Here is a 13,916-nt window from a genome sequence, read left to right as displayed (position 1 = left end):
ATAATTTGGAGATGCATCAAATTAAACATCATTTTTAGCGTAATTGTTATAAATTGAATAGGTTCATCTGATTTTTGTCCAAGATACTATATTTAGGTAATTCAATCTTTATAGCATTTAATTTTTCAACCTAAAAACAAAAACTCCCAAGTTTCCTCGAGAGTTTTTAAAATTTTAAGCAAAGTACTGTAGCAAGGCTAGAGTACAAGTATGCAAGTCAGGCTGAGCTTGTCGAAGCCTGTAGTTGAGCTTGTCGAAGCTAGTCTTCCACAATCACCCACTGACCTTTGGTAATCAACGGTTCTGCTTGCTTGAACTTTACCGTTTTGTTTTCGCCAGTCATGACGTTTTTGATGGTAACACGTTCGTTACGACCAATTTTCGGCTTTTCGCGAACAATGGTTTCCGTTACTTGCGGACGTTGTCCTTGTGATTGTTGCATGGCTGCACGTTGTGCCGCTTCTTTTTCGTCACTGTTTAATACTTCTTCTTTAGAAGTGGTATAATTGTCTCTTTTACGTTTTTGTTCACGTGCTTCACGAACACGATCTGGATTGTTGTCTGCCAATTCTCCTTTAAACAAGAACGATAAAATTTCACGGTTTACCTTGTCAATTACTTCTTTGAACAATTCGAAGGCTTCAAACTTATAAATCAATAATGGATCTTTTTGTTCGTGAACGGCTAACTGAACCGATTGTTTCAATTCGTCCATCTTACGCAAGTGCGTTTTCCAAGCATCGTCAATAATGGCTAGCGAAATGTTCTTTTCAAAATCGTTTACCAATTGCTTTCCTTGCGATTCGTAGGCGTCTTTTAAGTCACTGACAACGTTCAATTCTTTCACGCCATCGGTAAACTTCACCACAATACGCTCGTATTTATTCTCTGGATTTTCATACACTTGCTTGATGACAGGATATACCATTTCAGCATTCAATTCCATCTTTTCGTTGTAGCTTTTAAAAGCTGCTGTGTATACTTTTCCGATGATTTCTTCTTCTGTCAACGTGCCAAATTGCTCTTCTGTAATTGGACTTGCGATAGAGAAGTAGCGAATCAACTCAAATTCAAAGTTTTTAAAGTCATTTGCCGCTTTGTTCGTTTGCACGATGATTTCGGTAGTGTCATACACCATATTCGAAATATCTACCTTTAAACGCTCTCCGTGCAAGGCGTGACGACGACGTTTGTAGACAACTTCACGCTGTGCATTCATTACATCATCATATTCTAACAAGCGTTTACGAATTCCGAAGTTATTTTCTTCTACTTTTTTCTGCGCACGTTCAATCGATTTGGTCATCATGGAATGCTGAATCACTTCACCTTCTTTCAAACCAAGTCGGTCCATCATTTTTGCGACTCTGTCCGAACCGAACAAACGCATCAAGTTATCTTCCAACGACACATAAAACTGTGAACTTCCAGGATCTCCTTGACGACCAGAACGACCTCGTAACTGTCTATCAACACGACGTGAATCGTGACGTTCGGTACCAATAATTGCCAATCCGCCAGCCGCTTTTACTTCTTCTGTTAATTTAATATCCGTACCACGACCTGCCATGTTGGTGGCAATCGTTACCTGACCTGGACGACCAGCTTCCGCAACAATGTCTGCTTCTCGTTGGTGCAATTTTGCGTTCAATACGTTGTGTGGAATTTTTCGGATAGAAAGCATTCTTCCTAATAATTCCGAAATTTCAACCGACGTTGTACCAATCAATACAGGTCTTCCTTGTTTTGATAATTCGGTAACTTCGTCAATAATGGCGTTGTATTTTTCGCGTTTTGTTTTGTAGATTAAATCTTCTTTGTCTTTTCGTGCAATTGGACGGTTGGTTGGAATTTCTACCACATCTAATTTGTAGATTTCCCATAATTCGCCTGCTTCCGTAATTGCCGTACCTGTCATTCCTGAAAGTTTACGATACATTCTAAAGTAGTTCTGTAACGTAATGGTTGCGAATGTTTGTGTAGCGTCTTCAATCTTTACATTTTCTTTGGCTTCAATCGCTTGATGCAATCCGTCAGAATAACGACGTCCGTCCATAATACGACCAGTTTGCTCGTCTACGATTTTTACCTTGTTGTCCATCACCACATATTCCACATCTTTTTCAAAAAGCGTGTAGGCTTTCAACAACTGATTCATGGTATGAATACGCTCACTTTTTACTTGAAACTCACTGAACAATTCTTCTTTCAGTTCCACTTCTTTGTCTTTTTCAAGTTCTTGCGCTTCAATTTTGGCAATTTCGCCGCCAATATCAGGCATTACAAAGAAATCTTTATCGTTACTTCCCGCAGATAAGTACTCAATTCCTTTGTCTGTTAAATCAATTTGATTGTTTTTTTCTTCAATCACGAACAATAATTCTGCATCTACTTTGTGCATTTCGCGATTGTTGTCTTGCATGTAAAAGTTTTCCGTTTTTTGAAGCAATTGCTTGATTCCTTCTTGACTTAAAAACTTGATTAATGCTTTATTTTTAGGCAAACCTCTGTAGACTCTTAATAGTAAAAATCCACCTTCTTTAGTTTCGCCGTCGCTGATTAATTTTTTAGCTTCCGCCAGAACGCCTGTTAAGTACTGACGTTGTTTTTGTACTAAATCGGCAACTTTTGGTTTTAGCTCGTTGAATTCGTGTAAATCACCTTTTGGAATTGGTCCTGAAATAATTAATGGTGTACGTGCATCATCTACCAAAACAGAATCGACCTCATCGACAATGGCATAGTTATGTGGGCGTTGTACCAAATCGTTTGGCGAATGCGACATATTATCACGCAAGTAGTCAAAACCAAATTCGTTATTCGTTCCATACGTAATATCGGCTAAATACGCTTTACGACGCGCATCCGAATTCGGTTGATGGTAATCGATACAATCTACCGACAAACCGTGAAACTGAAAAATAGGCGCCATCCAAGCGCTATCACGTTTTGCCAAATAATCGTTTACAGTTACCAAATGCACTCCTTTTCCAGTAAGTGCATTCAAATACACAGGAAGTGTTGCTACTAAGGTTTTTCCTTCTCCTGTTTGCATTTCGGCAATTTTACCTTGATGCATGGTGATACCTCCGATTAACTGTACATCATAGTGAATCATATCCCATGTGACTTGCTTTCCAGCGGCATCCCAAGAGTTTTGCCAAATGGCTTTGTCGTCATCTAGGGTTACATAATCATATCGTCCAGATAATTCTCTGTCGTACGGAGTTGCCGTAACGGTTAATTCTGTGTTGTGCGTAAAGCGTTTTGCTGTTTCTTTTACAACGGCAAATGCTTCCGGAAGGATTTCAGCTAAAACGCCTTCAGAAATGGTGTATTCTTCATCGCGGAGCGCATCAATTTCTTGATAGATATCTTCTTTACGCTCAATATCTGAGATGGTTTCGGCTTCTTTTTGTAAAGCAGCTATTTTATCATTTACTTCTTTGCACGCTTCTGTAATGCGCGACTTAAATTGTGTTGTTTTGGCTCTCAATTCATCAAGCGATAACTGTCCTAGTTGTTGCTCGAATTCTTTGATTTTATCAACAATTGGTTGGATGCCTTTAATGTCTTTTTTGGATTTATCTCCAACAAACATTTTCAACACTGAATTTAAAAAACTCATAGTGTGTGTGGTTTTTATTAAACCAAAAAAAAAGTCTCAATATGGAGACTTTTTTCGTGGTTACATTTATTTTAGTATTCGTCTTCGTTCCAGAGGTAATCTTCCTCTGTAGGATAGTCTGGCCAAATTTCTTCAATAGATTCATAAGAATCGCCCTCATCTTCAATAGATTGTAAGTTTTCTACAACTTCCAACGGAGCTCCTGTTCTAATGGCATAATCGATCAACTCGTCTTTTGTAGCTGGCCAAGGTGCATCACTTAAATGCGATGCTAGTTCTAATGTCCAATACATATTCTTCGATATTAATTTTTTGCAAAAATAAATTTTTAAATGAAAAAGTCAAGTAAAAAAATCATTATTTACACATTATTTTTAAGAACGTTTTTTTAAGGATGTTTATTCCTTTAATTTTGAATGATTTACGAATTCTTTTTAGGAATCCATTTTATTTCGTTTGCTTGCAAGTCATGTGACAACTTTCGTGCCAACACAAAAAGGTAGTCAGAAAGTCGGTTTAAGTACTTTAGCGTGAATTCGTCAAACGGTTCTACTTCGTAAAGTGCTGTGGCTAAACGTTCTGCTCTGCGGCACACACAGCGCGCAATATGACAGAATGACACAGTTTGATGTCCGCCAGGTAAGACAAAATGCGTCATTGGTGGCAATTCGGCATTCATGGTGTCCATTTCTTTTTCTAATACGGCTACTTCAGCTTCTGAGATTCTCGGAATGTTTAAACGGTCTTTTCCGTTTTTTAAAGTTGCCTTTTCAGGATCGGTCGCTAAAACAGCTCCCACCGTAAAAAGTAAATCCTGAATTTCCATTAAAACGTTTTGATAATGTGGATTCATTTCTTGATCGCGCAACAATCCAATATGCGAATTGAGTTCGTCAACCGTTCCGTAACTATCTATTCGGATGTGATGCTTGGGAACACGTGTGCCGCCAAATAGGGCTGTGGTTCCTTTGTCACCAGTTTTTGTGTAAATTTTCATGTTTCTTTTTCTTAACAATTTATCGGTTTCTCCTGTTTCGTTGATACGCATACAAAAGAACAATGCCAACAATAACCGCAATAAGAATGATTCTAAGTCTCATGCTTCTTTTTTTGTTTGTCTTTTTTTATGAGTTGCTCGTAGTGATACTGTTTTAGAATTTTCATAGTTTCTATTATAGAAATAATAAATCCAATAATTAGCGCTATGATATAATCCCAAATGGTCACTTTTTTTCCTTTTCTTTTTTGTCTAAGTAATCACTCATAAAACCACGATTTTTACGGTCGTTGATACGACGTTTGTTTTTTCGTGCATTGATGAATAACAAAGGCGCTAATACGGCAACGATGATGATAAAAACAATTAATTCTGTACTCATATTAGTAATGTTCTTTCATTAACATAGTCAAATGCATGCATTTATACAAATGACGATCGTTTGTTTTGGATTGTTCCCAATCTTTTTGATGCAATTTTTTAATATAATTTAGCTTTTTTTCAGCACGCATCGGAAGTAGGTTTAGAAAAAATGCCCATTTGGAACTTCCTAAAATTGCTCTGCGTTCTACGACATTGAATTCCTTATGAAAGCGTTGTACTGTTTTTTTTGTAAATGGCCATTCCCAATCCGCATCCGATTGAAAAGGTCTGTACAAACCGCGAATGATACGCAATGGCAGACTTGTTTTTAGCGGGTCGTATGAAATTAAGATTCCGTCATCGGCTAACTTTTCTTTGAGTTTGTCAAATAGCAAATCCAAACTTTCAAAGTGATGCAACACACCATACGCATAAATGATATCAAAATCAGTTTCTTTGAATTCTGGCGACAAAAAATCGACCGCTTCCGCTTTGGCGTTTGGAATGTCTTTTAAGCGTTCGTTTAATTGTCCAATGGCTTTGTCGCTTAAATCAATTCCTAAATAACTTTTGGCATTTTCGGCTAAATATAAACTCAAGTGATTTCCTGCGTAACAGCCTAAATCTAAGACTTTCTTATCGGATAAATCGCCGAGCCATGTTTTGTGTTTTTCGTAGACTTGCTCGTTGATTTGTAATTCTTTGCGGAAATCGGACAACAATTTATTTCGCATAAACGACCAAAGTCGTGTTGCAAAATTCTTCTTTTTTACATTGTAGAATTCTTTCTGTTTCTTGTTGACTTCTAAGACTTCCTGTAAACGTGTATCACTCACTGTACTAGATTTTGGGACTAATATATAAATTACTGCGAAATTACTGCATTTCCAATGAAAAATTGTGCTTTTTAGTAGAAAATGGAGTTTGCTTACGCACGAGCTTGAAACTAGCGCTAACGATTTGGAAATCTGTAGATTGTTTTCAACATCAAAGTCAGTTTGAGTCTCCGACTCAGACTAACTTTAAAACAAAAAAGCTTATTCCAAAATATAAATTAATTTCTCAAAACCATTTTCTGCAAAAAACTGCTGTATCACGTTACTTTCTTCTTGTTTGAGAATGATGACGTCGTAGGTTGCTAGTTTTTCTTTGATTTCAGAAATCGTATGGTTGGTTGTCAATGCAGTAAACGTAATTGGTTCGTTGTTGACTTCTATTGGCAGCAGTTCGTATTTAAGATGATACTGTGTAATGTCTTCAATATTGTCATAACTGATAAACGCTGCTTTTTGGATGTCTTTTTGTGTAATTAATGAAGCGAATTGTTGTTGGATATTCCATCTGTTTTCTACAGTAGTTTTTGTAGTAGAATTGAATAGATTTGGAAAAAACGATCTTGGCAACACCAACAAAAAAAGGAATAAAACTGTCACAATATAATACGTGTATTTTCTTTTTGAATTATACATCAACAAACTAAAAAAGAAAAAGAACGCCAATAACAAACTTCCCATATAACGATAATAACTCGCCAATTCACCAGCTTCTTTTTGTGTGATTTCATAAAAGACAAACGCATAAATAAATAACAACAGAATCGCATAGCCTATGATTGCTAGGAACATGGTAATTGTTAAAATGACAAAGCTGTATTTTTTTGGGAAATAGGAAAGCAGTTGTTTTCTGTTATAGAGTGCAATACTTATCAAAAATAAAATAACGACAAGCGCGCTAATTTTAATGTTGGAAGCATCTTGTAGAAACGACAAGTTAATGCCTGTATATTTCTTAATATCTTTTTGAAGTGTAGCTGGCTTTAAAATCGCGCTTCCAATCTCTTGTCCGCCAAAGAAAAACGCATCCACAAACGCATCTCGAATTGGATAATAGTGATTGGGCGGATTCTGAATATTTTCAAGCGTAATTTGTGAGGTAGTTTTGGAAATCGGTTGTGTGTTTTTGATGGAAATAAACACTTTCCAGCTTCCAAACGTGAATAATACCAACAATCCTGCAATAACTAAGGGTTTTACTTTTTGTGAAAATTGTGCGCGAATATTGCTCGTCCAAAGATAATTTACACCTATAATTCCCAATCCAATCACACTGAACAATATTCCGATAGGTTTTGTCAACGTCAATGCGGCTAATGGAATTGCGGCAAATAATAGTGCTTTTTGTTTGTTTTCAATTAAAAAGTAAAACGCCAATCCGACACCTAATAACATCGCAATAAAATTATCAGCATATAAAAAGTAAATCGGCGTGCATAACACTTGGTATGCCAAAAACAACACTATACAAGTCAAAATCAGGTTCAAATAGTGTTTTTTTCGTTGATAACAGATCATCGGGATAAACGCTAGCGAAAACACAACTTGTGCAGAAATACTGATACCTTCATGCAAACTTCCCGAAATGGTTTTATTGAAATAGTATTGAATCAAGGTTGTAATTCGTGGATATTCTGGAAAGTCCGTAAAGTTTAAACCGTACATTTCGTTGGTTACGACCAATTCTTTGAGTGCGACAGCCCAAAAACTGAATTCATCCCATGCAGAAAAATAGGTGTTTCCGTACAGCAAAAAACTCAGACCGAACAATACTATAAAAATTCGCAATGGAAATTCAACGAGAGTTTCTTTTCTTTCATTTTTGAAATAATCAAATAAATAATATCCAAAACCAGCCAAACCAAGCGAAAACAGTAGATACGTAACAATTTGCAAGATGCCAAACATCAAACCAAAAGTCAACAATATTCCTAATACACAAAAGGTCAGAATAGGCGTGAAGCTAGCGTTTATTTTGAACTTTCGTTGCAAAAAAAACATGCTTCCTAAAAGCGAAATTAAAAGTGTTATGGTTGTAAAAATCAATCCCAACATAGCTTACAAACGTACGATAAAATGTTCTTTTACTTGTTCTTTTCGGAAAAATACAAATCCCCAGAAAAAAGTATCAATTGTCACGGTAACTTCAGGACGATTTTTAATGATTTCCCACGCTTCGGTCATTTCTTTGCTCCAATGAATGTCATCAAAGATAAAAACCGTATCGTTGTGCGCGGTTTTGAGTAATTGTTCAAAATAGGAAAGTGTTGCTGCTTTTTGATGATTTCCGTCAAAATAGACCAAATCGAACAACTCATCGTTAAAAAGTGAAATGGATTTTTCAAACGGCGCAATAGTTATGGAAACGTTGTTCATATCATGCTTTTGCAACTGTTGTTCCGCGATTTTTGCAGTTTCTGGACAACCTTCAATGGTGTACACATCGGTAGCATTTTTCATAGCAATCGTGCCAATTCCAAGCGAAGTTCCCAATTCCAAACATTTGGTGCAATTGAAATAAGAAGTCAAGCGCGACAAAAGTTGTGCACGTTTTTTGGTAATTCCAGCATTTTTGGCAATGGCAGAAATTTTTCGTTTGTTAGATGAAAATACTCTGCTTCCTGCGCCAAAATCTGTGACTTCAATTTCGGTGTGATTTTGTAATAATTCTCGACGATAGTTTTCAATAACTTTGTAATGTTCTCTTGGAGTTGTGTCGTAAAAACACTTCGTTACCAAGTCGTACACAAACGGCGAATGAATGCCATGCTGATTGGAAGATTTGAACAAGAATTTAAAATATGCTACTATTTGATACCACATTATTATTCCTCAATTTTTGAAGCCAATTCAAACCAACGCTCCGTTTTTTCTTCTGATTCGTTGATGATTTTTTGCAATTCCAACGATTTCTCCTGAATTTCATCTTGCGACAATTCGCCTGTCACAAACAAGGCTTCAATGGCTTCTTTTTCTTCTTCTAAACGTTGAATGTCTTTTTCCAAACGCTTGTATTCTTTCTGTTCGTTATAACTCAGCTTGTCACTATCATCTTGCCGCCACGTTTTCTTTTCTTTCTTTTCCGTAGTTTTTGTTTCAGGTTCAGCGCTGTCTTCATACACTCTGAAATCGGTGTAATTCCCTGGAAAATCTTCAATCACACCGTTTCCACGAAATACAAATAAATGGTCTACAATTTTGTCCATAAAATAGCGATCGTGCGAAACAACGAGCAAACAACCTGGGAAATCGAGCAGGAAACTTTCCAATACATTGAGTGTGACAATATCCAAATCGTTCGTAGGCTCATCGAGAATTAAAAAGTTTGGATTTTGTATCAAAACGGTACATAAATACAGACGTTTCAATTCGCCACCAGACAATTTTTCTACAAAATCGTATTGTCGTTTTCGGTCGAATAAAAAACGTTCCAACAACTGCGCTGCGGAAATAATTCTACCTTTTTTTAACGGAATGTATTCGCCAAATTCTTTAATGACATCAATGACTTTTTGACCTTCTTTCGGGTTGATGCCACTTTGTGTATAATAGCCAAATTTAATCGTATCACCAACAATAATTTTTCCCGCATCAGGCTTTAATCTTCCTGTAATTAAGTTGAGAAACGTAGACTTTCCTGTGCCATTTTTGCCAATAATTCCGATGCGTTCGCCTTTTTTAAAGACATATTCAAACTTGTCGAGCAGTACTTTTTCTTTAAACGATTTGGAAACATTGTGCAACTCCAAAATCTTACTTCCCATGCGTTCCATGTTGATTTCCAACTGTACTTCATGTTCTTTTCGGCGTTGATGCGCTTTTTCTTTAATCACGTAAAAATCATCGATACGCGATTTAGATTTCGTCGTTCGTGCTTTTGGCTGACGACGCATCCAATCGAGTTCTTTTTTGAATAAATTTTTAGCTTTTTCAACCGAAGCCTGTTCGGCTTGAATTCTAGCTTCTTTTTTATCTAAATAGTAGGAATAACTGCCTTTATACGTGTATAACTGACCATTTTCCAACTCCACAATTTCATTACATACACGTTCCAAAAAATAACGATCGTGTGTTACCATAAACAGCGTGATGTTTTCTTTTTTGAAATACTCTTCCAACCATTCAATCATTTCCAAATCCAGATGATTCGTAGGTTCATCTAAAATTAGCAAATCGGGTTTGTTGATCAAAATGGTTGCCAACGCCAGTCGCTTTTTCTGTCCGCCAGACAAATTTTTCACTTTTTGCGCTAAATTTTCAAGTTTTAGTTTGAACAGAATTTGCTTGTACTGCGTTTCAAAATCCCACGCATTGTGTACTTCCATTTTTTCAAACGCTTTTTGGTACGTCTCCGTGTCTGCGGGATTTAGTAAAGCACGTTCATAATTGGCAATGATATCCAAAATCGGATTGTCGGAAGCAAAAATGGTTTCTTCTACCGTTAAATTTGGATCTAATTCCTCGTTTTGCGATAAAAATGCCATGTGAATTCCTTTTCGAGAGGTAATTAGTCCGCTATCCGCTTCTTCACGCCCTGTAATAATGTTTAGTAAAGATGTTTTTCCGGTACCATTTTTGGCGATAAATGCCACTTTTTGGTCTTTGTTAATACCAAAAGAAATATCTTCAAACAAAACACGTTCACCATAAGATTTGGTAATATTTTCGACGGATAAATAATTCACGCTGTAGATTTTTTTACAAATTAAAAATAAAAAGATCAGATAAATGGTATAGAATTTTATTATTACTGCGTAAAACTTATATTTGCTTGGTAAACAACAGCACTTAATTAATGAATTTGAAAGCCCCAATATCAATTCTGAGCCTTTTTTTCCTATTAGCTTCGTGTGTAACGAATAAAGAGCTGACGTATTTTGGAGAAAAAGAAGGTGATGAAGCGCTGATAAAACAGTCTATAAAACTCAACGAAAAACCGTACCGAGTGCAGGTTGGCGACTTGTTGTCTATCAATATCAAATCTTCGGATACCAAATTGGCAATGATGTTTCAACCTGTGGCTACCGAAAGTGGCGGAAGCGGAACTCAATCGGAACAAACCTTATACTACAACGGATTCACGGTAAGCAAACACGGAAATATTGAAATTCCGATTCTTGGGAAGCTGAATGTATTGGCATTTACGCTTGACGAAATCGAAGAAGCCATTCAAAAGAAATTACTTGAAGATTATTTCAACAAAAAAGAAGATGTATTTGTTGTCGTAAAATTAGCAGGATTACGTTTTACCGTTACCGGAGAAGTTTCCACTACAGGAATTTACACGTTGTATCAAGACCGCGTCAACATCATAGAAGCTTTGGCGAGTGCGGGCGATATTACTACGGTTGGAAACAGAAAAGATGTATTAATCATTCGTCAATATCCGCAAGGACAAAAAATTCATCATATCGATTTAACAAGTGTTGATGCGTTCAATTCGCCGTATTATTACATTCAGCCAAATGATATGGTATATGTAAAGCCATTGAAACAAAAGTCGTTGGGAACAGGAACTACGCTGGTACAATCGATAACGACTGTTGTAACGGTATTATCATTAGTAACTAGTGTGCTAGTATTGTCAAGAAATTTATAGGAATATGGAAGCGGAATTTGATGAATTAAAATCACAAAATTCTTTTGATATCAAAGCACTCGCTTTTCGAGCGCTGAACTATTGGTATCTGTTTGTGATTACGCTCGGAATAGCTTTTGTAGTCACGTATTTCTACAACAAACAACTAGAGCGCATTTACCGAATTGAAAGTTTGATCTCCATTAAAGAAGAGCAAAATCCGTTTTTCTCATCGAGTATGAATTTAACCTTCAATTGGGGCGGCGCGAGTGATAAGGTTGAAACGATAAAAACCATCCTAAAATCAAGAGCGCATAACGAAAATGTGGTACGCATGTTGCAATCGTACATTCACTACAAAAAAGACGGTTACTATCGTTTGGAAGACATTCACACAGATGCGCCTTTTGTGGTGAGTTTGGACGAAAATTTTCCGCAACTCTTCAACACGCCGATTAAAATTGTATTTAGCGACGAGCAAAACTTTACCGCAAGTGTGGAGTTTTTGGAAGATGAAATCTACAGAGGGATCAATTACAAACTCAATAAAGTTTCTAGTTTTTCACCCAAAAGTCCAACGTTTTCGGGCGATTATGTGATGAATCAGGAAGTGGAAACGCCATTTTTTAAATTTTCGCTCACACCAAGAAGAGATACCAATATCAAAATCGGGCAACCGTATTATGTCTATTTTACAAGTTTGAACGATGAAATTTCCAAATATCGTTCTATTGGCGTTAGTTTGAAAGTACAAGGAGCGTCTATGTTAGTATTGAGTCTTACAGGACCAAATCGTGCTATTTTGGCGGATTATCTCAACATGACGACCGAAATTTTAAAACAAAAACAACTCGAAGAAAAAAATCAATTTGCCACAAATACCTTGCAATTTATTGATGAAATGATTTCTGGAGTGGAAGATTCGCTGCGAAAAGACGAGCAAAAACTCAAAGAATACAAGCAAGATAACAAAGTTTTCAATCCGTCACTCAAAGGAGAAGAAGTGTTCTCGAAGCTCAATCAATATAGTATTGAGAAAAACGGGTATATGCTCAAATTACAATACTATAAGTTGCTGGAAGATTACTTAACAAACAGTACAGACTTCCGTTCGTTGCCTGCGCCAGCATCTTCAGGAATTGACGACCCGAATATTGTCAACAATGTGTCAAAAATTGTGAGTTTATCGATTCAACGTGCAAAACTGGGTGAAACGGTAAAAAATGATATTTTCTTTAAAGAAATTGACCAAGATATTGAAGCCACCAAACGCGTTTTGCTCGAAAATGTAAAAACCGCACGTTCTTCTACCAATATTGATATCGAAAATGTGGAAAGTAGAACCGCTAGAGCCAATGCGGAATTCAGAAAATTGCCAGAAGAAGAGCAGCAATTGTTCAATATTGAGCGTAGTTATAAGCTAAGTGAAGCTTCGTACACGTTGTTGCTGGAAAAGAAAAACGAAGCAGGCATTGTAAAGGCTGCCAATGTTTCCGACGTAAAAGTTATCGATAGTGCTAAAGATTTGGGACAAGGTTCTATTTTGCCAAACACGCGTAAAAACTATTCCATTGCGCTATTTTTAGGTTTATTATTACCGCTGGGATTTGTCTTTTTAGTAACGGTATTGGATAATAATATCAACACACCAGAAGACATCAAAAAACTTTCCAACATTCCAATTTTGGGAATCGTAAGTAGAAGTCGTACAGAATCGAATTTAACGGTCTTTGAAAGTCCAAAATCGTCGGTTGCAGAATCGTTTCGTGGCATTCGTTCGAGTTTGCAATACATGTATAAAAATCTAGACAAAGACAAAACGAAAACCGTTATGGTAACGTCTTCGGTCAGTGGCGAAGGAAAAACGTTTTGTTCTATCAATGTCGCTTCGGTATTTTCCTTAACGGGAAAAAAGACGATTCTTGTGGGATTGGATTTGCGCAAGCCGAAAATCTTTGGCGATTTCGGAATTGACAATGATACGGGAGTTGTCAACTATCTCATCGGACAAAAAGAATTGGATGAAGTGATTCAATCGACAAAATACGACAATTTAGATGTCGTGACTTCAGGACCCATTCCGCCAAATCCATCAGAATTGTTAATCAGTCAAAAGCTGGATGAATTCATCACTGAGCTCAAAAAGCGCTACGAATACATCATTTTAGATACGCCGCCATTAGGATTGGTGTCAGATGCGTTAGATTTAATAAATCATGTAGACGCAACAATATATATGGTTCGACAAGACTATTCTAAAAAAGCGATGTTGAACATTATCAACGAAAAATATAAAAAAGGAGAAGTCAAAAATATCAGTTTCGTATTCAACGATTATCGCCAAAAAGCCAAATATGGCTATGGTTACGGATATGGCTACGGATACGGATATGGTTACGGAAGTTACGGAAACGGATATCATGAAAACGAAAACCAATCGCTGTTATCGCGACTCAAAAGAGCCTTTAAAAGAAATAAACACTAAAATCCCCAAAAGGAATATTCTACGGAATGTTT

10 protein-coding genes are annotated in these 13,916 nt (G+C 36.7%); 2 read left to right on the top strand and 8 right to left on the bottom strand.

Annotation, left to right across the window (positions count from 1 at the left end; all coding sequences use genetic code 11):
- Window positions 1–259: 259 nt before the first annotated feature.
- The 8 genes from secA to C8N46_RS09930 form a co-directional block, all read right to left on the bottom strand.
- Complete coding sequence (secA, locus tag C8N46_RS09960; RefSeq protein ID WP_108114748.1) at window positions 260–3,628, bottom strand: preprotein translocase subunit SecA; 3,369 nt, start codon at window positions 3,626–3,628, stop codon at window positions 260–262.
- Window positions 3,629–3,699: 71 nt separating this feature from the next.
- On the bottom strand, window positions 3,700–3,921 hold the full coding sequence (locus C8N46_RS09955; RefSeq protein WP_007093625.1) for a DUF2795 domain-containing protein: 222 nt from the start codon (window positions 3,919–3,921) through the stop codon (window positions 3,700–3,702).
- A gap of 128 nt (window positions 3,922–4,049) precedes the next feature.
- Window positions 4,050–4,625: a cob(I)yrinic acid a,c-diamide adenosyltransferase gene (locus C8N46_RS09950; protein ID WP_108114970.1), complete on the bottom strand. Its 576-nt coding sequence runs from the start codon at window positions 4,623–4,625 to the stop codon at window positions 4,050–4,052.
- Window positions 4,626–4,851: 226 nt separating this feature from the next.
- The gene (locus C8N46_RS20455) at window positions 4,852–5,007 is read right to left on the bottom strand and encodes a hypothetical protein (RefSeq protein ID WP_158269127.1); all 156 of its coding nucleotides are present in this window, start codon (window positions 5,005–5,007) and stop codon (window positions 4,852–4,854) included.
- Between the two features lies 1 nt (window position 5,008).
- Window positions 5,009–5,824: a class I SAM-dependent methyltransferase gene (locus C8N46_RS09945; protein WP_108114747.1), complete on the bottom strand. Its 816-nt coding sequence runs from the start codon at window positions 5,822–5,824 to the stop codon at window positions 5,009–5,011.
- Between the two features lie 201 nt (window positions 5,825–6,025).
- Window positions 6,026–7,729, bottom strand: coding sequence for a hypothetical protein (locus C8N46_RS09940; RefSeq protein WP_146169789.1), 1,704 nt, complete (start codon window positions 7,727–7,729; stop codon window positions 6,026–6,028).
- 150 nt (window positions 7,730–7,879) lie between these two features.
- The gene (locus C8N46_RS09935; RefSeq protein WP_108114745.1) at window positions 7,880–8,644 is read right to left on the bottom strand and encodes an O-methyltransferase; all 765 of its coding nucleotides are present in this window, start codon (window positions 8,642–8,644) and stop codon (window positions 7,880–7,882) included.
- A 2-nt stretch (window positions 8,645–8,646) separates the two neighbouring features.
- A complete protein-coding gene (locus C8N46_RS09930) occupies window positions 8,647–10,506 on the bottom strand; it encodes an ABC-F family ATP-binding cassette domain-containing protein (RefSeq protein ID WP_108114744.1) in 1,860 nt (619 codons plus the stop codon).
- 110 nt (window positions 10,507–10,616) lie between these two features.
- Between C8N46_RS09930 and C8N46_RS09925 the strand changes: the two genes are divergently transcribed.
- Window positions 10,617–11,420 (top strand): polysaccharide biosynthesis/export family protein, encoded by an 804-nt coding sequence (locus tag C8N46_RS09925; RefSeq protein ID WP_108114743.1) that lies wholly within the window; start codon window positions 10,617–10,619, stop codon window positions 11,418–11,420.
- A 4-nt stretch (window positions 11,421–11,424) separates the two neighbouring features.
- Window positions 11,425–13,884: an exopolysaccharide transport family protein gene (locus C8N46_RS09920; RefSeq protein WP_108114742.1), complete on the top strand. Its 2,460-nt coding sequence runs from the start codon at window positions 11,425–11,427 to the stop codon at window positions 13,882–13,884.
- Window positions 13,885–13,916: the final 32 nt, after the last annotated feature.

Source organism: Kordia periserrulae, assembly GCF_003054265.1.
GTDB lineage: Bacteria > Bacteroidota > Bacteroidia > Flavobacteriales > Flavobacteriaceae > Kordia > Kordia periserrulae.
Note: the sequence above shows the minus strand (reverse complement) of the source record. Positions and strands in the feature narration are given on the sequence as shown.